The 25,378-nt window shown below is 33.6% G+C and carries 23 protein-coding genes and 1 other RNA gene; 10 read left to right on the plus strand and 14 right to left on the minus strand.

Annotated elements, in window-relative coordinates; all coding sequences use genetic code 11:
- The first annotated feature begins 85 nt into the window (after positions 1–85).
- The 3 genes from AAYQ19_RS06295 (at position 86) to AAYQ19_RS06305 (ending at position 3,764) form a co-directional block, all read left to right on the plus strand.
- A complete protein-coding gene (locus AAYQ19_RS06295) occupies positions 86–1,138 on the plus strand; it encodes a sensor histidine kinase (RefSeq protein ID WP_343535046.1) in 1,053 nt (350 codons plus the stop codon).
- The gene (locus AAYQ19_RS06300) at positions 1,128–1,829 is read left to right on the plus strand and encodes a LytR/AlgR family response regulator transcription factor (RefSeq protein WP_132988046.1); all 702 of its coding nucleotides are present in this window, start codon (positions 1,128–1,130) and stop codon (positions 1,827–1,829) included. Before AAYQ19_RS06295 ends, AAYQ19_RS06300 begins: the two co-directional genes overlap by 11 nt.
- A 177-nt stretch (positions 1,830–2,006) precedes the next feature.
- Entirely contained in the window at positions 2,007–3,764 is a 1,758-nt protein-coding gene (locus tag AAYQ19_RS06305) for an MFS transporter (RefSeq protein ID WP_343535051.1), read from the plus strand.
- 100 nt (positions 3,765–3,864) lie between these two features.
- Here the strand turns inward: AAYQ19_RS06305 and AAYQ19_RS06310 are convergent, their stop codons facing one another.
- The 5 genes from AAYQ19_RS06310 to ffs all read right to left on the minus strand — a co-directional run bounded on the left by AAYQ19_RS06310 (position 3,865) and on the right by ffs (position 7,496).
- Positions 3,865–4,362, minus strand: a complete 498-nt coding sequence (locus tag AAYQ19_RS06310; protein WP_343535053.1) for a hypothetical protein — start codon at positions 4,360–4,362, stop codon at positions 3,865–3,867.
- Between the two features lie 93 nt (positions 4,363–4,455).
- Positions 4,456–5,112, minus strand: coding sequence for a fructose-6-phosphate aldolase (fsa, locus tag AAYQ19_RS06315; protein ID WP_115888487.1), 657 nt, complete (start codon positions 5,110–5,112; stop codon positions 4,456–4,458).
- Positions 5,113–5,300: 188 nt separating this feature from the next.
- Positions 5,301–6,383, minus strand: a complete 1,083-nt coding sequence (locus tag AAYQ19_RS06320; RefSeq protein WP_343535060.1) for a hypothetical protein — start codon at positions 6,381–6,383, stop codon at positions 5,301–5,303.
- 11 nt (positions 6,384–6,394) lie between these two features.
- Positions 6,395–7,198 (minus strand): SDR family oxidoreductase, encoded by an 804-nt coding sequence (locus AAYQ19_RS06325; RefSeq protein ID WP_343535062.1) that lies wholly within the window; start codon positions 7,196–7,198, stop codon positions 6,395–6,397.
- 200 nt (positions 7,199–7,398) lie between these two features.
- Positions 7,399–7,496: signal recognition particle sRNA small type (ffs, locus tag AAYQ19_RS06330), an RNA gene on the minus strand.
- Between the two features lie 88 nt (positions 7,497–7,584).
- Here ffs and AAYQ19_RS06335 point away from each other — a divergent pair.
- Both AAYQ19_RS06335 and hutI read left to right on the plus strand, forming a co-directional pair.
- Entirely contained in the window at positions 7,585–8,637 is a 1,053-nt protein-coding gene (locus AAYQ19_RS06335) for a glutaminyl-peptide cyclotransferase (RefSeq protein WP_343535064.1), read from the plus strand.
- A gap of 91 nt (positions 8,638–8,728) precedes the next feature.
- A complete protein-coding gene (hutI, locus tag AAYQ19_RS06340; RefSeq protein ID WP_343535066.1) occupies positions 8,729–9,967 on the plus strand; it encodes an imidazolonepropionase in 1,239 nt (412 codons plus the stop codon).
- A gap of 75 nt (positions 9,968–10,042) precedes the next feature.
- Here the strand turns inward: hutI and AAYQ19_RS06345 are convergent, their stop codons facing one another.
- A complete protein-coding gene (locus AAYQ19_RS06345; protein ID WP_343535068.1) occupies positions 10,043–10,921 on the minus strand; it encodes a DUF8428 domain-containing protein in 879 nt (292 codons plus the stop codon).
- Between the two features lie 97 nt (positions 10,922–11,018).
- Between AAYQ19_RS06345 and AAYQ19_RS06350 the strand changes: the two genes are divergently transcribed.
- Both AAYQ19_RS06350 and AAYQ19_RS06355 read left to right on the plus strand, forming a co-directional pair.
- Entirely contained in the window at positions 11,019–12,065 is a 1,047-nt protein-coding gene (locus AAYQ19_RS06350) for a formimidoylglutamase (protein ID WP_343535070.1), read from the plus strand.
- 125 nt (positions 12,066–12,190) lie between these two features.
- Positions 12,191–13,438, plus strand: coding sequence for a DEAD/DEAH box helicase (locus AAYQ19_RS06355; protein WP_343535072.1), 1,248 nt, complete (start codon positions 12,191–12,193; stop codon positions 13,436–13,438).
- Here AAYQ19_RS06355 and AAYQ19_RS06360 read toward each other — a convergent pair.
- Entirely contained in the window at positions 13,435–15,537 is a 2,103-nt protein-coding gene (locus AAYQ19_RS06360; protein ID WP_343535074.1) for a response regulator, read from the minus strand. The two genes, AAYQ19_RS06355 and AAYQ19_RS06360, sit on opposite strands and share 4 nt — an antisense overlap.
- 396 nt (positions 15,538–15,933) lie before the next feature.
- On the opposite strand from AAYQ19_RS06360, the gene AAYQ19_RS06365 reads away from it, so the two are divergent.
- On the plus strand, positions 15,934–16,065 hold the full coding sequence (locus tag AAYQ19_RS06365; protein ID WP_343535077.1) for a hypothetical protein: 132 nt from the start codon (positions 15,934–15,936) through the stop codon (positions 16,063–16,065).
- Between the two features lie 101 nt (positions 16,066–16,166).
- Here AAYQ19_RS06365 and AAYQ19_RS06370 read toward each other — a convergent pair whose 3' ends face one another.
- The gene (locus AAYQ19_RS06370) at positions 16,167–17,444 is read right to left on the minus strand and encodes a dicarboxylate/amino acid:cation symporter (RefSeq protein ID WP_343535079.1); all 1,278 of its coding nucleotides are present in this window, start codon (positions 17,442–17,444) and stop codon (positions 16,167–16,169) included.
- A 53-nt stretch (positions 17,445–17,497) separates the two neighbouring features.
- Positions 17,498–18,556 (minus strand): chorismate synthase, encoded by a 1,059-nt coding sequence (gene aroC, locus AAYQ19_RS06375; protein ID WP_343535081.1) that lies wholly within the window; start codon positions 18,554–18,556, stop codon positions 17,498–17,500.
- Positions 18,557–18,742: 186 nt separating this feature from the next.
- On the opposite strand from aroC, the gene AAYQ19_RS06380 reads away from it, so the two are divergent.
- Positions 18,743–19,567, plus strand: coding sequence for a UDP-2,3-diacylglucosamine diphosphatase (locus AAYQ19_RS06380; RefSeq protein ID WP_343535083.1), 825 nt, complete (start codon positions 18,743–18,745; stop codon positions 19,565–19,567).
- Positions 19,568–19,726: 159 nt separating this feature from the next.
- Positions 19,727–20,224 carry a hypothetical protein gene (locus tag AAYQ19_RS06385; protein ID WP_343535085.1) on the plus strand — a complete coding sequence of 166 codons (498 nt, stop codon included), beginning with the start codon at positions 19,727–19,729 and terminating at the stop codon, positions 20,222–20,224.
- 125 nt (positions 20,225–20,349) lie between these two features.
- On the opposite strand, the gene AAYQ19_RS06390 is transcribed toward AAYQ19_RS06385, so the two are convergent.
- The 5 genes from AAYQ19_RS06390 to AAYQ19_RS06410 form a co-directional block, all read right to left on the minus strand.
- The gene (locus tag AAYQ19_RS06390) at positions 20,350–20,772 is read right to left on the minus strand and encodes a protease complex subunit PrcB family protein (RefSeq protein WP_343535087.1); all 423 of its coding nucleotides are present in this window, start codon (positions 20,770–20,772) and stop codon (positions 20,350–20,352) included.
- A 25-nt stretch (positions 20,773–20,797) separates the two neighbouring features.
- Complete coding sequence (gene bshA, locus AAYQ19_RS06395) at positions 20,798–21,934, minus strand: N-acetyl-alpha-D-glucosaminyl L-malate synthase BshA (RefSeq protein ID WP_343535088.1); 1,137 nt, start codon at positions 21,932–21,934, stop codon at positions 20,798–20,800.
- Positions 21,935–22,589: 655 nt separating this feature from the next.
- Positions 22,590–23,072 carry a hypothetical protein gene (locus AAYQ19_RS06400; protein WP_057116491.1) on the minus strand — a complete coding sequence of 161 codons (483 nt, stop codon included), beginning with the start codon at positions 23,070–23,072 and terminating at the stop codon, positions 22,590–22,592.
- An 89-nt stretch (positions 23,073–23,161) separates the two neighbouring features.
- Positions 23,162–23,953 carry a (Fe-S)-binding protein gene (locus AAYQ19_RS06405; RefSeq protein ID WP_132988069.1) on the minus strand — a complete coding sequence of 264 codons (792 nt, stop codon included), beginning with the start codon at positions 23,951–23,953 and terminating at the stop codon, positions 23,162–23,164.
- An 86-nt stretch (positions 23,954–24,039) separates the two neighbouring features.
- A complete protein-coding gene (locus AAYQ19_RS06410; RefSeq protein ID WP_343535101.1) occupies positions 24,040–25,377 on the minus strand; it encodes a 4Fe-4S dicluster domain-containing protein in 1,338 nt (445 codons plus the stop codon).
- Between the last annotated feature and the right edge of the window lies 1 nt (position 25,378).

The raw sequence follows: 25,378 nt of genomic DNA on the forward strand, positions 1-25,378 counted from the left end.
AGAATTGCGTTTTATCCGCCAATTGTTTAAAGTTGCACTATATTTAAACAATTGCCCAAGAAAAGCTAAACCCCAATAAAACAAGTTGAAGGAAATTCAGAAATTAAAGTTTAATATTAAAATTCAAAATCATATTTGGTTTTGGGGCATCTATTTTACTTTAAACTTTTTAAGATGGGGAGCTTACTTCAATGATTATCCTTATGCTTTCAAATCAAATTCGATTGAATTTGCATTAGTTATTCCTTTAGTATATTTTAATCTATTTGTTTTGGTGCCAAGATTTGTACTAAAACAAAAATACATTCTCTATACACTTTTGCTTTTGGCAAGTTTGTTTGTAATGTATTTGTGCAAAACTGCGCTTACCTATTATATAATATCTGAAAATATCTGGCCTGAAGCCAATAGAGAATACCATCCGTTTGAACTCAATCACATTGTAGCAGTTTGTATTGGAGAATTATACGTTTTAGCTATGGCATCTTCAGTATATCTGACTTTAACTTGGCTTCGCGAACGTGAACGAAACAGATCCTTAAGAGAAAATCAATTCAAGATCAAATTAAAATATCTTGAAAATCAAATACAACCGCATTTTTTCTTCAACACCTTGAATAATTTATATGCATTATCTCTAGAATCTTCAGACAAGGTTCCAGATGTTATTATCAAATTATCTAACTTGATGGAATATGTTTTATATGATGTAAAAGGAACCAAGTTTGTTCCTTTAATTAAAGAAATCGATTATATCCAAAATTACATCGAAATCGAGAAGCTCCGATTTGAAAATGTGGAAGTTACGATAAATCTGGAATCAAATGTTGAAGATGTTGTTGTGCCACCGCTAATCTTCATTTCATTAGTCGAAAACGCCTTTAAGCATGGTGGTTTAAACAATCCAAACCTCAAAATTAAGATCAATTGTAAAGTTATTGACAATAAATTGTTAGATTTTGAAATCCTAAATAATTTTGTAATTTCACAAAATCTAAATCTAAAAGGAGGAATTGGATTAATCAATACAAAAAAGAGATTGAAATTAATTTACAAGAATAATTTCAGTTTAAAACAGGCTACAAAACTGAATTACTATATAATCCGTTTGCAAATACCTATTCGTAATGAAGATTAAATGCGTTTTGATCGACGATGAACCATTAGCTATCAAAGTTCTGCAAAATTATTTTACTAATTTTCCAGATTTTGAAGTTGTTGCTACATTCAATAATTCACTTGAGGCACTTGATTTTTTAAACAGCACGCCTGTTGACGCTGTTTTTTTAGACATCAACATGCCAATGATGACTGGATTTGAATTGATTAGCCTCATTGAAAACAAAACCAAAGTAATTATTACAACTGCTTTTAGAGAATTTGCAGCCGAAAGCTATGACTTAGATGTTTTGGATTATTTAGTGAAACCAATTCCGTTGCCACGATTCATAAAGTGCATCAATAAAATCACAACCGAATATAATCTTAAAAACAATATTAAAGTAGAAGCCACAAAAGGCGATTCTCATATTTTTATCAAGGTCGATAAAAAGATGATGAAAATTAATATTGAAGAAATTCTTTTTGTCGAAGGAATGAAAGAATATATAAAAGTGGTTACTCCTGACAAAACCTATATTACACACAAATCGTTAACATCGTTATCAGAAGAATTGCCTGCTGATCGCTTTTTGCGCATACATAAATCGTATGTAATTGCACTAAACAAGGTAAAATCTATTGAAGGAAACCGTATTCAAATACAATCCTACACTATTCCCATCGGCAGAAATTACAGCAAGGACGTCAAAAACAAAATTCTGGAATAAATCTTATCGCATTTTACATTTTCTAACTAAGTTAAAACTAACACATTGTTGAAAAAATGATGTTGTTTGTTTAAATTTAACATTATTTGTGCCTTTTTATTTTTTTTTGCTATTCGTAACAAATATATTTACGGTCTTCAAAAAACACTATAATAAAAAATTAACCTTATTACAATTATGAGTTCAGAAAATGTACAGACCAAGTGGGGACAATTTATCTCATTGATAATCGTGTTCTTCTTTTGGGGTTTTGTTGGTTCTGCCAATGACATCCTGATACCAGTTTTCAAAAAAGTATTTACTTTATCGCAAGTACAGTCACAATTAGTGGCTTGGGCTTTTTACGCAGCCTACTTTGTTGGTGCAGTAATCTTTTTCATAGTATCTCTAAAAAGAGATGTTTTACAACAATTTGGATACAAAAAAACATTAGCTGCCGGATTGCTTCTTTCTGCAGTTGGTTCATTTTTGTTTATTCCTGCAGCTTCATTTGGTAGCTTCCCTTTCTTCTTAACAGCATTGTTTATCGTGGGGCTTGGCTTTTCAATTCAGCAAATTGTTGCTAATCCATTAGCTATTAAAATGGGAGATCCAGCAACTGGAGCGCACCGTTTGACTTTAGCAGGAGGTATCAACTCATTTGGAACAACAATTGGTGCTATTTTACTTGGAATCGCTTTATTTGGAATGGGAAATAACGAAGGCAAGAAAAAAGACCTTCAATCAATTGAAATCGTACAAAATGATTTCACTAAATTAAAAAATGAAATAGCTGAAAACATAAAAGAAATTTCAAACGACAACATCGATTCAAAAGAAGAGACACAAGCCGCTGCTCTTGCATTGACCGAACAAGTAAACAAAGTTGACGCTCAATTAGCTGAAATTTCAAAAAACTTAAACAATTCTTCAGTTTCTGTAAAACCTTATGTTGCACAATACGAAGTAATTGAAAAAGATGTTGCAAAAATCAAATTGCCACTTGAAGTTGTAAAATCTAAATTACATTTAGTAAAATTCCCTTTTACAATCTTAGGATTTGCATTCATTATTGTTGCAATTTTTATGTATTTCTCTAAAATCGAAGATCCTGCTAAAATTGCAGAAGACGAAGTAGTAGAAAGTAAACACAGTAAATTCAGCATTTTTGACTATCCTCAATTATACCTTGGAATGTTAGGAATCTTTATTTATGTTGGAACTGAAGTTACCATCATTAGTAATCTTCCAGCTTTATTAAAAACTAGCGAATTCGGAAGTGTCCTTGAGGATGCTATTGCGCCTTTTATAGCATTATACTGGGGAAGTTTAATGATTGGACGCTGGAATGGTGGTGTAAATGTTTTCAACACTTCTAATCTTGTAAATACAGCTTTAAAATTCATCGTTCCTGCTTTAGCATTTGGAGTAATCATTGGCGCTAATATTTTTGCTGCACATGACGTTTCTTCATTCTATATTTACCCACTTTGGATCTTATTGTTTATCGCAGTAAGTTTTGTAGGAGGTAAAAATGCTGGAAAAACATTGATGCTTTTCGGATTATCAGGAATCACAATGATGATTGCTGGATTAGTTTGGCCAGATCCTTCAATAGCTAAATTCTTCTTTATCTCTGGAGGTTTATTCTTATCTATTATGTGGCCATCAATCTTCGATTTAGCGATTGCAGGTTTAGGAAAAAACACTGGAAAAGCTTCATCTTTCTTGATTATGATGATTCTTGGAGGAGGAGTTATTCCATTAATCCAAGGAAGTATTTGTGACTTAGACGCTACAAATCCAAATGGAATTTTCGGAATGTCATATACACACTTCTCATATGTAGTACCACTTATTGGTTTTGCTTACTTAGCGTTTTATGGTTTCTATTGCCCGAAAATCTTGAAAAAACAAGGCATCAGCCACGTTGAAGGTGGCGGTGGCGGACACTAATATTTAAAAATATCAATATAAAAAAACTCCCATTTGAATAAAATGGGAGTTTTTTTATATATAAATCTTTGAGTCTTTGAACCTCTGAACCTTTGCAACTTTATTTAGCATTAATAATATTACTCAAATTCTTCTTGAAAATCGCTCTATTTTGCTCAGAGATCTTATAAACAACCTCTTTATCAGCATAAACGATAACCTTATCAATATTAGCCGCTAAAAGACCATTGGGATCTTTTATTTTCAAAGTACAGGCCCCATCAAAAAAGCCGTCATCTTCAATTATTTTTCTAGCTTCTATAACAGTTCCATCTGTCAATACTGCCGAAATTTTCATTTCTTTATTTAAAGTCTTTGAATAAAAACCATCCATAACCAGCATTAATCGGTATGAATTTTTCATTTCCGGCCCTTTAAATTCATGGCGTGTAATATTATAACGCAGTCCTTTTGCCAAAACCGGAAATTTTACCGTACAATCCAGCTCATAAGTAGCCACATCGCCTGCATCATTAACACTTGTCAAAACCTTAGCTGCTTGAGCATTTATTGATAAACTAGCAGCAAAAAACGAAACCAGAACCAGAATAATTTTCATAAGCTTTTTTATTTATATGTTTAGATAAAAATAAAAAAAAAATCGCCTTTTTCAACAGAAAAAGACGATTTAATATTTATAAAAGACTGATTATTACTTATTTCCTTTTTCGAAGTCAGCAACAAACTGCGCTAATCCGATATCTGTCAAAGGATGTTTCAATAATCCAGCAATTGCAGATAATGGTCCAGTCATAACATCAGCACCAATTTTTGCACAGTTTACAATATGCATAGTGTGACGTACTGAAGCAGCCAAAATTTGAGTCTCATAACCGTAGTTATCGTAGATTTCTCTAATTTCTTGAATCAAGTTCAAACCATCCGTAGAAACATCATCTAAACGTCCAATAAAAGGAGAAACATAAGTTGCACCTGCTTTAGCAGCTAATAAAGCTTGTCCTGCAGAAAATACAAGAGTTACATTTGTTTTGATTCCTTTATCAGAAAAATATTTTGCAGCCATAACACCTTCTTTTGTCATAGGCAATTTCACTACGATTTGATCGTGTAATTCAGCTAATTCTTCACCTTCTTTGATCATTCCATCGTAATCTAATGCATTTACCTCTGCACTCACATCACCTTCAACAAGATTACAGATATCAACATAATGCTTCAAAATGTTGTTTTTTCCGGTAATTCCTTCTTTTGCCATCAATGATGGATTAGTGGTTACACCATCTAAAACACCTAAAGCCTGCGCTTCTTTAATTTGAGCTAAGTTAGCTGTATCAATAAAAAATTTCATAATCTATATATTTATAATTGTGTGTTGAAAAATTCGGTGCAAAATTACGAAATCAATGCCAATAACAGTTTTAAAATTTAAATCAATTTAACAATTATGTTTGAAATCTTGCTATTTGACTGAATTTTTATGGTTCAAAATGATTATATGTGTCAATAAGAAAATATTTCCCAATAGCAATTGAATATTTAGAATCTATATTTAGCTCCAATTGCCAAATCAATTCGCCATAGATTTTCATAATCATCTTTACCTAGATTATCGGTCCACGTGCTACCATCTGCATATTCATACTTTAGTTTTTTCAAGACCCCTCCTACAAAGCTAACTTGCGGTCCAACTAGAAAATGAGGCGTTATTCTAAAATGATATCCCATTCCGCCAATCATTCCTAAATTTCCACCTGTAATTTTCACCGGAAAGCCTGCTACACCAGATTTATTTTGATACCCCATATATCCTAATGCAATCTCCAGATTAGCTTCACCCACTCTCGCATGCTGATCTTCGGTAAGCAAAAAAGAAGGTCCAATAAACGAAATTGTAATATCATCACTAAAGTCTCCTTGAATAGTGGTTGATCCATCGCCCAAAGTAATTTTCTGATCATAAATTGTTCCTGACGATTTGTACACATTATATTTCACTCCATATCCAGCTTTCCCATCTTTAACATAATAAGCAGTTACGTCATAACTTAAACCAGATTTTAATTTTTTAAAATAATCCTTTTGTTCCGAAGTTAATCCATCAGGTGACGAGGCAACTCTAAAACTCGGACCTACATTTGCCGTCAACAAAAAACCTGATTTTTGAGGACTTTTATAATTAGCCGAATTAGCATAAACAGACTCGTTTTGGGAAATTTTTGAAGCAGAATCCACACGAGCAGAATCTATAGTGATTACAGTTTTATCTAAAAATGTATTCTCATCGATTCTTAAGAGGTCTGCCTTAATTCTGTGGCAAGTACTTCCCATCATATGTGGAAATAAATGTTCCGTAATCAATATTGCATTAGCACCATTTTTTCTTGCCTCAATTTTTGCTTTTTCAAGCATAGTATCAAAATCACAATTAGTTGTAAAACCAGTATCTCCAATATTAGTAGTTCCAATTTTATCAAAATTCGCCGGAAGCTCGGATTTATCATTATAAACAACAACTTTATTCTCTTCGCTTAATTTTTCATGTTTTTCACTGACAGAAGTCCTAATTTTTGGAGAACAAGAACAAAAAGCAATAGATACAAAAAGTAAAAGATATTTCATTTAGGGGTATTTTATAATTTATAGTGATTCATTAACATTTTTTCGTAAACCTTGTCTGGCAGAGCACGTTTCAAAACAATCGAAAACTTCTGCATAAAAACGCCAACTTTATAATGCACGTTGGGCTTTTTGGTTTGTATGATTTTATAAATTGCTTCAGCCATTTCATTTGGATTGCTTCCCGCATCAACATGCTCGTTCATTGTCGCCAATGTATCACCGTAAACTTTCTCGTAAGCCGAACCTTTTATTACTGGAGCATGAAAGCGACCTGCTGCGATGTTGGTAGCAAAATCACCAGGAGCAACATTTGTAATTTCAATTCCAAATTGCTTTACCTCCATTCTCAATCCTTCGGTAATCAATTCCAAAGCACCTTTTGAAGCCGAATAAACGCTTCTGTAAGGCAATCCCATATAAGCCGCGATTGAAGTAATATTAATAATAAGTCCCGATTTCTGTTCGCGCATTTGCGGCAAAACAGCTTTCATAACCTCGATTGGACCAAAAAAATTGGTTTCAAAATTATTTTTGATTTCCTCCATCGGAATTTCCTCCAAAGGTCCCGTAATTCCAACTCCAGCATTGTTGATCACAATATCCAATCTTCCAGAAATTTCTAAAACTTTAGCTACTGCACTTTTTATAGAATCCGAATTTCTAACATCTAAAGCTACAAGCGGAAAAATAGAATTAAGTACTTTTTCTGGATTTCGGCTTGTTCCATAAACGACATAGCCTTTTTTATGCAAAAACTCACCTATTGATTTACCAATCCCTGAAGATCCTCCGGTAATTAAAACGACTTTATTCATTTTTCTATGTTAGATGTTAAATGTTATAAGTTAAACGCATTCTGTCAGCAAAAAGAAAATAAAAAAGTCAAATTCATCTAACTTCTCACTTGTAACTTCTTACTTTACACAGGACCAAAAATAAAAAAAAATCTTCCCGAAGGAAGATTAGATTTATATGAATTCTAAAAAAAGAATTTTTATAACGAAAAAAAAAAAAAAAAAGGCAAGCGACCTACATCGCACCGCTCAACCACGTACCCTTGCTATGTTCCCATCCTGGGGGAGTCTGCAGGAGCTGGTCGTGTAGGACTTGCCGGTGCAAATATACAATCTTTTTATATTTTTGCAAGAGCTTTGTTGCTATAAAAATATCGTCGTATATTGGCTTATTCAAAATTTAAACTATGAAAAAATATAACTTCCTAGCTGTCATTTTATTAGGAATCACATTTATTGGATGTGGAGAAAAAAATAAAGGTGAAAATTCTTTATTTAATATTGATGATGCTGCTTTTCCGGCTCATTTTACCCCAAAAGAAGCAGTTTCAATTGGAGTTTTGAACCCAAAATCAAAAGAAATTGACAGTATTGCCTACTTTGTTAACGACAAAAGAGTGGGAAGTACAAAAGGTGCAGAAAAATTCAAATTTGAATTAAAAGGTCAAAAATTGGGCTACCAATATCTGAAAGCTACTGTTTATTTTGGAGGAGATTCTTCTGACGCTACTAAGAGAATCGAATTAGTTTCGGACATCACACCTAAATTATTAAAATACAAAATCATAAATACTTATCCTCACGATAAAAAATCTTTTACAGAAGGATTGGAGTTTTACAAAGACACTCTTTACGAGAGCACGGGACAAAACGGAACTTCTTACCTAAGAAAATACGATTACAAAACTGGAAAAGTTTTCAAACAAATTGATCTTGACCAAAAATACTTCGGGGAAGGAATCACTTTCATCAATGGTAAATTGTACCAACTGACTTGGCAGGAAAAAACTGGTTTTATATATGATGCGAATACTTTGAAACTAGAAAAAACCTTTACATATGATAAAGATATTGAAGGTTGGGGAATGACAAATGATGGGAAATACATCTACCAAACTGATAAAACAGAAAAAATCTGGAAAATGGATCCCGCAACACAAAAAATGCTAGATTATATCAATGTGTATTCTGGAGCAGATAAAATCAAAGCGATTAATGAATTAGAATGGATTGATGGCAAAATCTACACAAATGTTTGGTTAAAAGATGCTATTGCAGTAGTAAATCCTGAATCTGGTTCAGTTGAAGGAATTCTCGACATGTCAGGTCTAAGAAAATTTATGCCCGAAATCACAAAAGATGATGTTTTAAACGGAATCGCATATAATCCTAAAACGAAAACCATTTTTGTAACCGGTAAAAACTGGACCAAAATGTTTGAAATAACGGTTTCAGAATAAATCAAGCACAAATATTTTACGAATTTCACAAGTTTTCATCTCTTCATAAATGAAAATTTGTGAAATTTGTGTTTTACAACACTATCTAATAATGATTACATTAATAACAAACATACAAGAGTTATTACAGGTTCGCGAAACTTCAATCTACAAAGTTTCTGGTTCTGAAATGGCAATACTTCCATCAATAAAAAATGCTTTTTTAATTCTAAAAGACAATCTTATAGAAGATTTTGGAGCAATGGAAAACCTGCCAAAAATCAATGCCGATAAAATTATCGATGCAACTGGAAAAGTTATTCTTCCTACTTGGTGCGACAGCCACACTCATATTGTATATGCCGGAAACCGCGAACAAGAATTTGTGGATCGCATTAACGGACTTACGTATGAAGAAATTGCAAATCGTGGTGGCGGTATTTTAAATTCGGCTAAAAAGCTGAATGAAACTTCAGAAGAAGAAATCTATGAGCAATCAAAAATTCGTTTAGAAGAAGTAATGCATTTAGGAACCGGGGCCGTTGAGATAAAATCAGGCTATGGACTAACAATTGAAGGTGAACTAAAAATGCTTCGTGTTATTAAAAAATTAGCAGAAAAATATCCCATTACAATTAAAGCTACATTTTTAGGCGCCCACGCTTTTCCTGCACATTACAAAGAAAACAAAGCTGGATATATTGACGAAATCATTACTAAAATGCTTCCGGAAATTGCTAAAAACAATTTAGCCGAATATATTGACATATTCTGCGAAAGCGGTTATTTTTCAGTTGAAGAAACAGAAAAAATCATGCAAGCGGGAATTGATTTCGGCTTAAAGCCAAAAATTCATGTCAATCAATTCAATTCAATTGGTGGCATTCAGTCTGGTATTAAATTTAAAGCACTTTCAGTAGACCATCTTGAAGTAATGAACCCAGAAGATATTGAGGCTTTAAAAGACTCAGAAACAATGCCTGTAGCCTTGCCTTCTTGTTCTTATTTCCTAAGCATTCCATATACGCCAGCGCGCGAAATGATAAAAGCAGGCCTTCCATTGGCATTAGCCACAGATTTTAATCCTGGCTCTACTCCATCTGGAAATATGAATTTTGTTGTGGCTACAGCTTGCATCAAAATGAAAATGACGCCAGAAGAAGCCATCAACGCAGCAACAATCAATGGCGCTTATGCAATGGGACTTTCAGAAACGCACGGAAGTATTACCAAAGGAAAAAAAGCAAATTTAATCCTCACGAAACCAATTTCTTCGTACTACCAAATCCCATACGCTTTTGGAAGCAATTTGATTGAAAGCGTTTTCTTAGAAGGAAAAATTTTAGAATAAAAAATCCATAAAAAAAGGTCTGTGAAAACTCACAGACCTTTAATATCAAAGTGGTATTATTATCCCTGACGGCAATTATCTTAAGCTGAAACTAGTTTTAGAAACTAATTCATCATTATCAAAAACATTGATAAAGTAAGTTCCTTTTGCAAAATCTTTACCTGGAAGATCTTCACTAACCTGTACAGTTTTATTTTCATATTTTACTGTAGTTTTGAAGCTGTAAGTTAAAGAGTTATCACCAAAACTTTCTGTTTTCTTTTCACCTAAAACATTGTTTTTAGCATCGATAACCTGAATATAATATGTTTTATCTCCAGATTTAGCGATTTGGTTTTCAGCGATCGTAAAGCTAACTTTCAAAATGTCTGCACGGCTTGCTTTGTCTGTTTCGATTTGTTTTCCAGAACTTTTCAATTTGTAAGCTGCAGTTTTTGTGTTCAAAATAGATAATTTAGAACCTTTTTCAACAGTTTTAGCAAGCTCTTCGTTTTGACCAACTAATACTTCATTGTATTTTTTAGATTCTCCTAAAACTACAATAGTACTATCTCTTTGAGTAGTCAAAACACCATTTTGTTTTTTCAGCTCATCATTTTCAGCAACTAAAGTTTTCATTTTAGCCTGCATCGCCTGAACTTGAGATTTATATTTAGAAACATCTCCTTTTGATTTATTCAAATCATCCATAAGAGCTACTACTTTATCTCTTTCCTGAATCAATTCATCAGACATTGAAGTATTCTCAGCGATTGCAGCATCATAAGTTGCTTTTAATTCTTGTAAATCCTTCATAACAGATTCTTTTTCTGTCATTGTAGTGGTAAGTTCAGTTTTAACCACTTCTGTATCAGAAGATAATTTAAAAATATACACTAAACTACCAATCAGTAGGACTGCTAAAACCGCTATTACCGCTTTTAGACTTGAGTTGTTGTTCTTTGGGTTTTCCATATTTAATAATTTTCTTTATTAACAAATTTAAGAATTAATATATCGTAATAACGTAAGTTGGGACAATTATATTATTTTTGGACAATATTTTTTTTATATGGAGAAATTAATTCCTTTTACTGTTAATGATTTAGCAAAAGTCACAAATCACCGAAGCGGCGAAATTAAATTCGGCGAGAAAATGATTGTCATCCCGAAAGAGGCTGACATAGTAAAATTTATGACTGAAAGTGAAGCTAAATATGTACTATTAGGAATTCCTGAAGATATTGGTGTGCGCGCAAACTACGGTCGACCAGGAACTGCATCAGCATGGGAAAATGCTATAAAAAGCATTGCCAATATCCAACACAATCGTTTTTCAAAAGGAAGCCAAATCATTGTTTTAGGACAAATCAATGTGGCACAAGAAATGCGCGATGTCGAAAATCTTGATTTTAATGATATCGACGATCGATCAAAACTAAGCCAGCTTGTTGAAAAAATTGACAAAGAAGTTTCTCATATTATTTTTACAATCATAAAAGCAGGAAAAACTCCGATCATCATTGGCGGAGGCCATAATAATGCTTACGGAAATATTAAAGGTTCGGCTCTTGCCAAAGGAAAACCAATCAATGCGATAAACTTTGACGCACACTCTGATTTTAGAATTTTAGAAGGACGTCATAGCGGAAACGGATTTTCATATGCGTATGAAGAAGGCTTCCTGAAAAAATACTTCATTTTCGGACTGCACGAAAATTATACTTCAAAAAGCGTTTTGGATATCATCAAAAAACTAGAAGATCGCGTTCGTTATAATACGTATGATAGTGTCAATATCAGAAAGGAAAAAGATTTCAACCGCGAAATGGCTTTGGCTTTAGGATTTATCCAAAATGATTCTTTCGGAATTGAGATTGATTTAGACGCTATTCCGAATATCGCCAGCAGCGCTATGACGATCAGTGGTTTTTCTGTAGAAGAATTGCGCCAGTTTGTTTCTTTCTTTGGACAACATAAAAATGCCACTTACTTGCATATTTGTGAAGGAGCACCCGATTTAGCCGATTCTCCAAACAACAATTTGATTGGAAAATTAATCGGTTATCTCATCACCGATTTCATCAAAGCAAACAACGAAAAAGAAAGATCAAACTGAACTTCAACGGGCTTAAAACCACACATTTCCCAAATAATACAAGAATCAAATAAAGGATTGACCGAATAAACCTATCTTTGCACTGAATTTTTAGTCATTTTGACTAAATTCTTAACACTTAAGATATGTTATTCGAAGATTTACCACTTTCAAAAAGTATACAAAAAGCCGTATTTGAAGAAGGCTACCTAAATCCTACTCCTATTCAGGAACAATCTATTCCGATCATTTTGTCAGGAAGAGATTTGATTGGTTGCGCACAAACAGGTACAGGAAAAACAGCAGCATTTGCAATCCCTATCATACATCAATTACACCGAATTGTAGGTTCATCAAAAAAAGCCAAACAAATTCGCGCACTTGTCGTGACGCCAACACGTGAACTTGCAGTGCAAATTGGCGAAAGTTTTGACACTTATGGCAAATACACCAATTTAACACAATTAACAATCTTTGGAGGCGTTTCGCAAAATCCACAAGTTGAAACCTTAAAAAAAGGTGTCGATATTTTAGTTGCCACTCCAGGAAGATTGCTTGATTTGCATAAACAAGGATTTCTTGATTTTGACCACTTGCATACTTTAGTTCTGGACGAAGCCGATCAAATGCTGGATATGGGCTTTATAAACGATGTCAAAAAAATTGTAAAGCTTACGCCAAAAAACCGTCAGACTTTATTATTCTCTGCAACGATGCCTATTGCTATTCGTGAATTGGCTGAAATGTTTTTAAAAGATCCTGAAAAAGTGGAAGTTTCGCCTGTGTCATCAACAGCAGAAAATGTAGAACAACGCATTTATTTTGTTGACAAAACCGAAAAAAGAAATTTGCTTTATCATTTGATTAAAGAAGAGAATTTATCAAATGTGCTGGTTTTTTCAAGAACAAAACATGGCGCTGACAATGTTGTAAAAGCACTTCGCAAAAAAGATATTCCAGCAGAAGCTATCCACGGAGATAAATCGCAAAATGCGAGACAACGCGTTTTGGATGCCTTTAAAAATAAAGAAGTCGGCGTTTTAGTTGCTACAGATATTGCGGCGCGCGGAATCGACATTGAACAACTTCCTTATGTAATCAATTTTGACTTGCCAAATATCCCTGAAACATATGTTCACCGAATTGGCCGTACTGGACGTGCCGGAAATGGCGGAATTGCAATTTCATTTTGTGGCAAAGACGAACATCCTTACTGGAAAGATATTCAAAAATTGATAAAAGTAGATGTAAAAACAATTACAGATCACCCATATCAATGGCATTCTGGAAGTCCTGAACCGGGAGAAAAACCTAAAAACTCTAATAGAAGCGGTGGCGCTCACAAATCGAGAAAATCAAATACTTCTAAGAAAAATAAAAAACGCTGGTATTAACCAGCGTTTATTGTTTCATGTATTAAGTAATTTACAATCTTAAAGAGTTTTACCGGCTCAAAAGGCTTGATAATAATATCATTCATTCCTGACGAAAGTGCTTCATCTGTTATTTCATCCTTATCAAAAGCAGTCAACGCCACAATAGGCGTTTTTATGCCTTTTAAACGAATTCTTTTTGTAGTTTCAAAACCATTCATTAAAGGCATGTTTATATCCATTAGAATAAGATCAAAATCTTCTTTTTCTAATATCTCCAAAGCACCGAAGCCATCATCAACTACTTTACAGGTGTAATTATTTTTTTCAATGATCTTTTTTGTAACCATCTGATTGATCAAATTATCTTCGACAACCAAAATTTTAAAGATATCATTTGAGGTCAAATCAACCTCAATATCATCTATAATCTCTTTAGTTCGCTGTGGATCATGCTCAAACGGAATTATAAATGAAAAAGATGTTCCTTGCCCAATATCACTTTCCAGCGTGATACTACTGCCAAAAAGCCCTAGTAATCGTTTTACAATACTCAATCCTAAGCCCGTTCCTTGATAATCTTCTTCTTTTCTACCGACTTGAACAAACTTCTCAAAAATTTTGCCTTGATCCACAGTCGCAATTCCAACTCCGTTATCTTTGATCAAAAAGTCTAAGAAATAATTTTTGCCTTCAATTTTAGCAAGATCGACCTTAACTTCTACTTCTCCATCTTTTGTAAACTTTAAAGCGTTGCTTACTAAGTTCATTAAAATTTGTGCCAATCGTAATTTATCTCCAATTAAATATTCAGGTATATCTGGATCAACGTACACATTAATTTTATTGTTGTTTTTTTGAGATAAAAAAGAAAGAGAATTTTTGATTACTGTTATTTCGTCTGAAATATTAAAAGTCAAATTTTCAAGAACAACTTTGTTTTCTTCAATTTTATTAATCTGTAAAATATCATTTACCAGCGACAATAAATATCTGGCCGAAAATTTAAGCGAACTTAAGTGCTGGCTTCTAGACAACTCCTTATGCTCTTCTAAAAGCATGTTTGTAATTCCGACCACTCCATACAATGGTGTGCGTAATTCATGGCTTATCGTTGAAATAAACTGTGTTTTAAGCAACGAGGCTTCTTCCGCAATTTCTTTGGCTTGCAAAAGCTCGATATTTGCCTTTTTCTTTAAACGGATATTTTTAATTAAAGTAATGATTAACAATAACAAAATCAAAGAAATAATGATAAACAATACTACAATTATTCTCGATTTTTTTAAACTGTGATATTGTTCTATTTTTTCGCTTTCAATTTTATCTATTTGTCTTTTATACTCATCTAATTCGCGATTAAAACCTGCAGTAGACGCTTTTTTTACTTTTTCTTTATTTGTTATTTCATCTTTAATTCGGTTGTAAATAACAAGGTTTTTATACGCATTTTCAAATTCGCCTATACTATTTAAAAATTTTGAATACTCTTGGTGCGCATAGAGCAAATCTGTAATTTCATCACTCGATTTATCGTAAGAGGAAATCGCTTTTAAAAAGAATCTATTTGCCCTTTCGTTATTCTTTTCATGGCCCCAATACATTCCGTTAAGAAAATTTAGCGCAATATCATCTGACTTTCCTTTTAAATCATTTTGATGTTCATTAATGTAATTCAGATAAGGCAAACCTTCACTATAATTTCCAATCTTGAAATAAGACCAAACTATATTCAGATTTGTAATAGCAACTTCTTTAGCATATTTTTTATCCTTGCCAAATTTCAATGATTCTTTATAATACTTAATTCCATCAGTATACATTTTCTTTTCAAAAAAGTACAAATTACCTAGATTGCTGGTAACCATCATTCTCATACTAATAATATTAGAACGTTTTGCGTAGAATAAGGCTTTTTTATAAAAGAAGGCTGCTTTATCAATTTCTCCTAATTCATGAAAATTGATAGCGATTATATTGTAATTTCTTGAAATTAAAGTGTCATTTTTGAGATCAAATGAATATTTCAAGGCCATTCCAGATTTCTCTAAAGATTTTTCGTAGTTGGCATTATCTAAGTAGTCACAGGCCTGTTTTGTTAAATCAGTAATTTTCACCATTGATGCAGCATTGCTCTGAGCCGTCAACTCATAGCAAAATATATTTAGGAAAATTAAAAAAATAGAACAAAATCTATGATAAAGCATAATTTGGGGAATCTTTATTTCGAATATTTATCATTACAATAATACGAAATAAAAGTATTACTTAATTGCTAAAGATTCCATAATCAGTTTTTTATATTTTATGCCATATAATTTTTCGAAAGTCTTTAAAAAAGCTCGCAATGATTCATTTATTTATAAAATAGAATGGGTAGCACATCTCATTATTAAGATTTTTTTTAAAAATTTTCAGCAAAATATTACAAGAAATAAAAAATAATACTATTTTTAACAAAATTAAAGACACAAGCCCCAAGTGTTTTAAGAGATTGGAGCATTAAAATCAAAATTATGTTAGAAAACTTTGAAAAATTCGCAGAAACAGAAAGATTGACAAAAGCGCAACAAAAAGCAATAACAGGTGGCGACGCCCCAGATCAGGAAAGCGACGAAAGCAGAAAAGGAAAAGTAGCAGCAAAATAAATTCTTTTTGCTTTTATTTTCCTTCACTCAAAGAAGCGAATAAAATGAAAAAGCCGAGAAAAATAATTTTCTCGGCTTTTATTTTTTTTCTAAATAACGCTTTATTCGATATTTAAACGCTCTTCTTTATTGCTTTCCCATTGTCCAACAACAGAAGTTGCCAATGCATTTCCTAAAACGTTTGTAGCGCTTCTGAACATATCACAGAAATGATCAATAGGCAAAATCAATGCAATTCCTTCAACAGGGATATCAAACATACCACATGTAGCAGCAACAACCACTAAACTTGCCCTCGGCACACCTGCAATTCCTTTACTTGTAAGCATTAAAACTAAAAGCATTACCATTTGTGTTGGAATATCCAAATGAACTCCATAAAACTGAGCAATGAAGATGCTGGCGAATGTCATATACATCATACTTCCGTCTAAGTTGAATGAATATCCAAGCGGCAACATGAAAGAAACAATTTTATCTTTTACACCAAAATCCTCCAATTCTTCAGTCAATTTTGGAAATACTGCTTCACTACTTGTTGTTCCAAAAGCAATCGCTAATGGTCCAATAATACGTCTTAACAATTCGGTCATTCTTCCTTTTAAGAAAATATAACCTACACCGATCAAGACAACCCACAAAGTACTGATACCAACTAAAAATGATCCGAAGAATTTAAAATACGTTATTACTAATTCTTCAGCGTCTCTAATAGCAAAAACTCCTGCAATGGCACCAAACACTCCAATCGGAGCAAAGTTCATTACATAATTCACCATTTTCAAAACAATATGCGAAGCTTTATCTAACGCATTAATTACTGGCTTCACAGGACTTCCGATAGAAGCCGCCGCTAATCCAAAAAAGATAGAGAATATTACAATCTGAAGGATTTCATTTGTTGCCATTGCCTCAAAAAGACTTTTTGGAACAATATGCTCAACAAAATTCTCAACAGAAAGCGTTTTTGTTTTACCAGTTACTTCTGTCGCAGCCGCCATATCAACATGGTCTAACTTCAAACCTACTCCTGGTTCTAGAACATTTACATAAAATAAACCAATCAACAATGATATAAATGATGCCGTAAAAAACCATCCAAGAGCTTTCCCTCCAACTCTACCAACTGTCTTAATATCTCCAAGCTTGGCAATTCCTACTACCAATGTAGTGAACACTAAAGGCGAGATAATCATTTGCACCAATCTAATAAAGATGGTTGCCAACATTTTAATTTTACTGCTGAAAGATTGCGCTCCTTCAGGAGAAAGTGTTGCGTGCAATATAATTCCCAAAGTCGCACCTAGTACCATTGCAACTATAATCTGGCCTGTTAATCCTGAAAGAAATGATTTTTTTTTAGTTTCTGTAACTTGCATTAATTTGTTTGTTTTAAATTAAAATATTAAGACCCTCACTGTCTTAACTTTTATTAATATGTTTTGTTGATTAAATAAAAATCAGCCAAAACAATTGCGGCCATTGCCTCAACAATTGGCACCGCACGAGGTACAACACAAGGATCATGGCGTCCTTTGCCCGTCATTGGTGTAATATTTCCTTTATTATCTAATGAATCTTGTGTCTGCATGATAGTCGCAACAGGTTTGAAAGCTACTCTAAAGTAAATATCCATTCCGTTGCTGATTCCGCCCTGAATTCCTCCAGAAAGATTTGTTTTTGTAGTTCCGTCAGGATTGTACAAATCATTGTGTTCGCTTCCTTTCATTTCTGATCCAGAAAAACCACTTCCGTATTCAAAACCTTTTACCGCATTTATTGAAAGCATTGCTTTTCCTAATTCGGCATGCAATTTATCAAAAACTGGCTCTCCTAACCCAACAGGAACATTTTGAATCACACATGAAACAACGCCACCAACTGTATCGCCTTGCTTGCGGATATCACGGATATATTCTTCCATAATCGCCGCCGATTTCTCATCTGGACAACGAACAGGATTACTTTCTATTTTCGAAAAATCTAAATCTTGATAAGGCGTATCCAAATGAATTGGGCCTACAGAAGAAACGTAAGCATTAATTTTAATTTCAGGAAGCATTTGTTTTGCGATTGCTCCTGCAACTACACGACTTGCAGTTTCACGTGCAGAACTTCTTCCACCACCTCTGTAATCGCGAAAACCATATTTTTGGTCATATACGTAATCAGCGTGGCTTGGTCTGTAATTATCTTTGATATGAGAATAATCGTCAGATTTTTGATTGGTATTCGGAATGATAAACCCAATTGGAGTTCCAGTAGTTTTTCCTTCAAAAATTCCAGATAGAAACTGAACTGCATCTGGTTCTTTACGTTGTGTTACAATTGCCGATTGCCCCGGTTTTCTGCGAGCCATTTCAACTTCAATTGCTTCAAAATCCAATTGAATTCCTGATGGACAACCATCAATAATACCGCCTAAAGCCTCACCGTGCGACTCGCCAAATGTTGTAATTCTATATAATGTGCCGTAGCTATTTCCTGCCATGTTTTTAGTTTTAGCAAATGTAAGTTTTATGAATTAAATTAAAAAATATAAAATTGTGATTATTAATTTAAGGTTAACGAGTTTAAAAATCATAATTTGTTAAAATTGACCTTTATTTGATAACCTTTTGATAAAATAAATCCAGCATTTCTTTCTTTTATTTGTTAAACTTCAAATCACGAAAAATTGAAAAAGAGAAATGTTGAACTGGTTGTTATTTCAGATGTTCATTTAGGGACTTATGGAAGTCACGCCAAGGAACTAAACAACTATTTATCAAGCATAAAACCTAAAACATTAGTTTTAAACGGAGACATAATTGACGCTTGGCAATTCAGAAAATCCTACTTTCCTAAGTCTCATTTAAGAGTTATTCAACGCATTATCGGAATGGCTTCTAAAGGAACAAAAGTCTATTACATTACCGGAAATCACGATGAAATTCTTCGGAAATTCACCGACATGAATATGGGAAATTTTTCATTAGTCGATAAATTAGTTTTGGAATTAGATGACAAAAAAGCTTGGATTTTTCATGGTGACGTTTTCGATGCTTCGGTGCAACATTCAAAATGGATTGCAAAATTGGGCGGGTTAGGCTACGATTATTTGATTCTTTCCAATCGTTTTGCAAATTGGTGTTTGTCAAAATTAGGGCGCGAACCTTACTCTTTTTCTAAAAAAATAAAAGCCAGTGTTAAAAAGGCAGTAAAATTTATTTCAGATTTTGAAACCACGGCAACCGATTTAGCAATCGAAAAAAAATACGATTATGTAATCTGTGGACATATACATGAGCCAAAAATCATCACTAAGGAAAATCGCCACGGATCTACTTTATATTTAAATTCAGGCGACTGGGTCGAAAATCTGACCGCATTGGAATATCATAAAAAGCGTTGGAAACTTTATTCTTATGCCGAAAGCAATTTTACAGAAGAAGAAAATTTATTTGAAATGGAAGACAATTTGACTTCACAATTATTGATTTCCATCATGGAAAAAAAATAGCTTTCAAACAAGTAATTTTCAGTAAAATAGCCTCTACAAACCCTTCAAACAAAGGTTTATTTCAAAAAAATGTAAATTATATAACAATTTTCAAAAATGTTATACGTTCTCTATTGAGTTGTAGTTATACATTTGAAATAAATTAATTGAATCATTTTTATGAAAAAAATCATTTTATCAGCCCTTATGCTATTAGGTTTAGCATTTACGGCTCATTCACAAGACATTGCAAAAAACGCGTTAGGTTTGCGTTTAGGTGACAATAACGGTTTTGGAGGAGAAGTATCTTATCAAAGAGGTTTAAATCAAAAAAACAGACTTGAATTTGATTTAGGCTGGAGAAACAGTAGCGACGTTGATGCCATTAAAGGTGTTGCTCTTTATCAATGGGTTTGGAATATAGACGGAGGTTTTAACTGGTACGCTGGTGTTGGTGGCGGTTTAGCTGCTTGGGACCACGATTATTACAACAATAACGTAAAATACAATGACAGCGGAACGTATGTTTTTGCTGCAGGAGATATCGGAATCGAATATGGTTTTAAAGAAGTGCCAATCCTATTATCTTTAGATGCAAGACCTGAGATTGGCTCTGGATACTATGACGATGACAACTTCGGATTTGATGTTGGTTTAGGAATCAAATTCAAATTCTAAATAAAAATAAAAAATAATTGTAGAAAAAAACCTGTCGTTTTAATTGCGACAGGTTTTTTTTATGCTTTCAATCGAAAGGCTTCGACTCCGCGCAGCCGGTCATTTAACTTTTCACTTCTAACTTATTACTTTATAATAATCTCTTTTTTAGAGTGAATTTTCACTACCGTATAAGGATATGAAACCACCTGCATTACCATAGCATCTGGCGCTGGGTTATTTTCTTTAACCGTGATAATAATATTCTTATCTGTTTCCTCTACTTTTTCAACACCAATAGAATAACCGCTAGTGTTTTTTTCACCCATATTCAAAATAACATAATTTGAATTGTTGATGTCAGCCTGCTTCATTTTACTGGATAAAAGCGGATCATTTTCAAGCATTTTAATTTCGTTAGGCTCTGTCAAAATTTCAAAAAATTTGATATTTCCTCCTCCATTTGATTGCTCGGTCAAAACTTCATACAAGGCCGTTGAGCCCGAAGTTTTCTTTGCACCACAGGAAATCAAAACAAAAACTGCTAAAACTGAAATTACCTTTTTCATGCTGTAAATTATTTAGATTGGTATCTTACTCTTTATAATCGTCAATTGCTTTTTGATACAGCGCTTCGTATTTTGGAAGTATATTTTTAATATCAAATTTCTTAGCCACTTCCAACGCATTCTTTTTAAACTCTTTCAGCGTAGCATCGTCTTTCAGAATTTTGATTGCATTTGCCGCCATTTCCTCAACATTTCCAACATTGCTCAAATATCCAGAAACTCCATCAAAATTCACCTCAGGCAAACCTCCTGAATTACTAGAAATCACCGGAACACCAAGAGCCATTGCTTCTAAAGCCGCCAAACCAAAACTTTCCGTTTCAGACGGAAGCAAAAACAAATCGGTCATGCACAAAATCTTGTCAATTTCGTTACTGTTCCCAAAGAAAATCACCTTGTCGTAAATCCCTAACTCCATACACAAAACTTCGGCTTTTTCCTTTTCAGGACCATCACCTACCATCATCAATTTAGCCGGCATTTCTTTCTGGATATTATAGAAAATCTTAATGATATCCGGAATACGTTTTACCTTTCTAAAGTTACTAATATGAGTTACAATACGCTCATTTGCTTTCGCCATCACATAACGATGACAAGGCGCTTCAGGATCTTTTACCACTTTATCCAATTCGATAAAATTTGGGATCACCTTAATCTTATTTTTGATTTTGAACAACTTCAAAGTATCATCTTTCAAACTCTGCGAAACTGAAGTCACATAATCCGACTTATTGATACTAAACGTTACCGCAGGTTTATAAAACGGATGATTTCCAACAAGCGTAATATCCGTTCCGTGAAGCGTCGTAATCATCGGAAGATTGATTCCTTCATTTTTTAGCATTTGCTTCGCCATATACCCCGCGTAAGCATGCGGAATTGCGTAATGCACGTGCAAAACTTCAATTTTATACAGTTTCACCATATCGACCAACTTACTCGATAAGGCCAATTCATAAGGTTGGTAATGAAAAAGTGGATATTCCGGAACATTAACTTCGTGATAATGCACATTCGGATTCAAAAGGGCCAATCTAACTGGTTGGCTATAAGTTATAAAATGTATTTCGTGTCCTCGTCTGGCTAATTCAAGACCTAACTCAGTGGCTACTACCCCACTACCGCCAAACGTTGGATAACAAACTATTGCTATTTTCATGTATTAAATTTAATTCTACGAAAATACTCAAAAATCACGTTTAATTGGCCGTTTCATTTGTTAGATTTTTGTAAATATCAGAGATTGCACAGTATTAGACTTTTACGATTCAAAAGACAAAATGCATCATAATTTCTTTTAGGAGCAGAAAAATTTGTTTTCATGAGAAGTATCGTCCCGCTGTCCGCTATATCTTTTATGGTCCCGATAGCTATCGGGACCATAAAAGGATGCCGCTTCCATCGGGGCTAGATGAGATGGTTTTGTTTTCAAAAGAAACCAATCAAAACCGCCATCTTTGTCAAAGTTCAAAACTTTGACAAAGATTCAATCAAAACAATAAACCCGACAGGTTTTAAAAACCTGTCGCGTTTCAAACTTCTAATTTCAGACATGAAACTTGAAACCAGACTATTAAAAAATCAATTTTAAAGCTTAATCAGACGGATGCAAACCCGAAAACATTTCCCCAACAAAATAGTCCAGTACAAAAAATATAATTACCGTTAACACAAAAAGCGATAGTACTATTTTCAATTTTTTATTATTCATTTGCAATAAAGATTAACTAAAAACAACAGTTTAAAACCTGAAACCACAAAAAAAAGGCACGAAACTTAAATTTCATGCCTTTCAAATATACTATAAATTTCTCTTAGAAAAATCTGCTGTGCCAGCTATCGGCCGCAGGAACTTCCCAAGATTCATTAAACTCTTCGATATTATTTACAAGATTATTAAAAACAATCGTATTCTCAGAAACCGATTTATCTTTAACCATCTTTTTAAAATCAATTAACGGTTTGTGTGCAATATGTTCGCCAAGCTTAAAAGTAACATTCATTTTGTCAAGCAAATCAACATTATATTTTTTCTCCAAGCTTTGAATAAATTCAACCGAGCTATCTATAGAACAGCCAGTTGCCGCCTGCACATCTTGATTTACTGCCAATATGATAAAACGGTTGTATTTCAGCAAAAACGAAGCTTCTAAGCTTGTTCCATGCGCTGCCCATTGTTCCACAAAAGCTTTTAAATCAGTTTCAATTTCAGAAAACTCTTCCTCAGAAAATTTTCTGTTCGATTGGTAAATCCAGACTCTAGATTCACCTGGCAAATTTTCAAAAGGTATATACATCTTAAATTTTGTTTTTGTTTGTTTTTGTTCAAGTTTCAAGTTAACAAACCTTAGCCCCTTAGCATCTTAGAAACTTAGAACCTTAATTATTACAGATCTTGCGCATTTGCAATTAACTCTGCGACATCCATTACTTTTACTTCACCTTCCTTATGCGCATGTTTAATTCCATCCGTCAACATGGTATTACAGAAAGGGCAACCAGCTGCGATAATATCCGGTTTCGTTTCTAAAGCATCTTCCGTACGCAAAACGTTTACTTCTTTGTTTCCTGGCTCAGCATCTTTAAACATTTGTGCACCACCAGCTCCACAGCATAATCCATTTGCTTTAGAACGTTTCATTTCAACCAATTCAACATCTAGCTTCTGAATTAAATCTCTCGGTGCTTCGTAAACTTTATTTGCTCTTCCCAAATAACAAGGGTCGTGGAAAGTGATTTTTTTTCCTTTAAACTGACCGCCTTCAACGGTCAATCTTCCTTCATCAATTAATGACTTTAAAAATTCTGTATGGTGAATCACTTCGTAATTTCCACCCAATTCAGGATATTCATTTTTCAAAGTATTAAAACAATGCGGACAAGCCGTAACGATCTTTTTTGCTTCGTATGCATTTAAAACCTCGATATTCATCATGGCTTGCATTTGGAACAAAAATTCATTTCCGGCACGTTTTGCAGGATCTCCAGTACAACTCTCTTCAGTACCTAAAACTGCAAACGAAACATTCGTACGATTTAAAATACGAACAAATGCTTTGGTAATTTTTTTTGCTCTATCATCAAAACTTCCCGCGCAACCTACCCAAAATAAAACTTCTGGTTGTGTTCCTTGGGCTAGCATTTCAGCCATTGTTGGCACTACTAAACTTTCTGACATTTCTCTCTCTTTTGTTTAAAGTTTAAAGTTCAAAGTTTCATGTTTTATTCTGAAATCTGAAATCTTAATTTATTCTGAGAATATTATTAATTCTCGTTTTTCCAATTCAAACGGTCTTGTTGGCTGTATTGCCAAGGCGCACCGTTGTTTTCAATATTAGTCATCATTGCATTTAGTGACATTGGAGCAGCACTTTGTTCCATCACTAAATAACGACGCATGTCCATAATAATAGAAAGCGGACTAATATTTACAGGACATTCTTCAACGCAGGCATTGCATGAAGTACAAGCCCATAGTTCTTCTGGAGTGATATAATCGTTTAAAAGTGATTTGTTGTCTGGAACGAAAACACCCTTATTAGCATCAATATTTTTCCCAACTTCCGTCAAACGATCTCTTGTATCCATCATAATTTTACGAGGAGACAATTTTTTTCCAGTTTGATTTGCCGGGCAAGATGAAGTACATCTTCCGCATTCTGTACATGTATAAGCATTCAAAAGTTGCACCCAGTTCAAATCCTGAACATCGCTTGCTCCAAATTTAGCTGGAGCTGCATTTTCATCAACTGGCGCTGCCGCAAACGGATCTGCATTTGGATCCATCATCAACTTCACTTCTTTTGTAACTGATTCTAGATTATCAAACTGACCCTCTGGTTTCAAATTCGCAAAATACGTATTTGGGAAAGCCAAAAGAATATGCAAATGTTTTGAGAAGTATAAATAATTCATAAAAACCAAAATACCCACGATATGCAACCACCAAAATACTTCGAATAACAATCCAACCAATTCATTTGATGTACCATTAAAAATTGGTGCGATAAACTGGCTTATAGGATAGCTTCCTGCTTTATGAAAATGAGAATATCCTCCTGGAACATTCTGCAAATGCAAATCAGAAGCATTCATTAATAAAAACAGAATCATCAAAACTGTTTCGAAGTACAAAATATAATTCGCATCGCTTTTTGGAAAACCAGTCAAATCCTTGCTTACGAAACGTTTTAAACGAATCACATTTCTTCTGATCCAAAAAGTTACAACCGCAATAATTACAAGTATTGCCAAAATTTCAAATGAGGCAATCAAAACATCATACACTACCCCTAAATAAGGAGCAAAAATTCTATGTGTTCCAAAAAGCCCATCAATAATAATTTCAAGCAATTCGATATTAATAATAACGAAACCAACATATACAAAAACATGAAGGATTCCGGCAACAGGGCGTCTCACCATTTTTGATTGTCCAAGAGCAATCAATGCCATGTTTTTCCAACGAGCTTTAGGATTATCTTTTCTATCTACGTCAACTCCTAAATTAATGTTTCGGATGATTTTTTTTACGCTCGCTGTAAAAAAACCAAAACCTACTACAAGAAGTATGGCGAATAAAATATTATCTAAATAACTCATT

Source organism: Flavobacterium mesophilum, assembly GCF_039581405.1.
GTDB lineage: Bacteria > Bacteroidota > Bacteroidia > Flavobacteriales > Flavobacteriaceae > Flavobacterium.

What these genes read in the sequence shown, in the direction of transcription:
- AAYQ19_RS06320 (WP_343535060.1), bottom strand. Translation starts at nt 6,383, where the DNA reads ATGAAATATCTTTTACTTTTTGTATCTATTGCTTTTTGTTCTTGTTCT.
- AAYQ19_RS06335 (WP_343535064.1), top strand. Translation starts at nt 7,585, where the DNA reads ATGAAAAAATATAACTTCCTAGCTGTCATTTTATTAGGAATCACATTT.
- fsa (WP_115888487.1), bottom strand. Translation starts at nt 5,112, where the DNA reads ATGAAATTTTTTATTGATACAGCTAACTTAGCTCAAATTAAAGAAGCG.
- AAYQ19_RS06325 (WP_343535062.1), bottom strand. Translation starts at nt 7,198, where the DNA reads ATGAATAAAGTCGTTTTAATTACCGGAGGATCTTCAGGGATTGGTAAA.
- hutI (WP_343535066.1), top strand. Translation starts at nt 8,729, where the DNA reads ATGATTACATTAATAACAAACATACAAGAGTTATTACAGGTTCGCGAA.
- AAYQ19_RS06405 (WP_132988069.1), bottom strand. Translation starts at nt 23,953, where the DNA reads ATGTCAGAAAGTTTAGTAGTGCCAACAATGGCTGAAATGCTAGCCCAA.
- aroC (WP_343535081.1), bottom strand. Translation starts at nt 18,556, where the DNA reads ATGGCAGGAAATAGCTACGGCACATTATATAGAATTACAACATTTGGC.
- AAYQ19_RS06305 (WP_343535051.1), top strand. Translation starts at nt 2,007, where the DNA reads ATGAGTTCAGAAAATGTACAGACCAAGTGGGGACAATTTATCTCATTG.
- AAYQ19_RS06345 (WP_343535068.1), bottom strand. Translation starts at nt 10,921, where the DNA reads ATGGAAAACCCAAAGAACAACAACTCAAGTCTAAAAGCGGTAATAGCG.
- AAYQ19_RS06365 (WP_343535077.1), top strand. Translation starts at nt 15,934, where the DNA reads ATGTTAGAAAACTTTGAAAAATTCGCAGAAACAGAAAGATTGACAAAA.
- AAYQ19_RS06360 (WP_343535074.1), bottom strand. Translation starts at nt 15,537, where the DNA reads ATGGTGAAAATTACTGATTTAACAAAACAGGCCTGTGACTACTTAGAT.
- AAYQ19_RS06350 (WP_343535070.1), top strand. Translation starts at nt 11,019, where the DNA reads ATGGAGAAATTAATTCCTTTTACTGTTAATGATTTAGCAAAAGTCACA.
- AAYQ19_RS06400 (WP_057116491.1), bottom strand. Translation starts at nt 23,072, where the DNA reads ATGTATATACCTTTTGAAAATTTGCCAGGTGAATCTAGAGTCTGGATT.
- AAYQ19_RS06410 (WP_343535101.1), bottom strand. Translation starts at nt 25,377, where the DNA reads ATGAGTTATTTAGATAATATTTTATTCGCCATACTTCTTGTAGTAGGT.
- AAYQ19_RS06310 (WP_343535053.1), bottom strand. Translation starts at nt 4,362, where the DNA reads ATGAAAATTATTCTGGTTCTGGTTTCGTTTTTTGCTGCTAGTTTATCA.
- bshA (WP_343535088.1), bottom strand. Translation starts at nt 21,934, where the DNA reads ATGAAAATAGCAATAGTTTGTTATCCAACGTTTGGCGGTAGTGGGGTA.
- AAYQ19_RS06355 (WP_343535072.1), top strand. Translation starts at nt 12,191, where the DNA reads ATGTTATTCGAAGATTTACCACTTTCAAAAAGTATACAAAAAGCCGTA.
- AAYQ19_RS06390 (WP_343535087.1), bottom strand. Translation starts at nt 20,772, where the DNA reads ATGAAAAAGGTAATTTCAGTTTTAGCAGTTTTTGTTTTGATTTCCTGT.
- AAYQ19_RS06370 (WP_343535079.1), bottom strand. Translation starts at nt 17,444, where the DNA reads ATGCAAGTTACAGAAACTAAAAAAAAATCATTTCTTTCAGGATTAACA.
- AAYQ19_RS06300 (WP_132988046.1), top strand. Translation starts at nt 1,128, where the DNA reads ATGAAGATTAAATGCGTTTTGATCGACGATGAACCATTAGCTATCAAA.
- AAYQ19_RS06385 (WP_343535085.1), top strand. Translation starts at nt 19,727, where the DNA reads ATGAAAAAAATCATTTTATCAGCCCTTATGCTATTAGGTTTAGCATTT.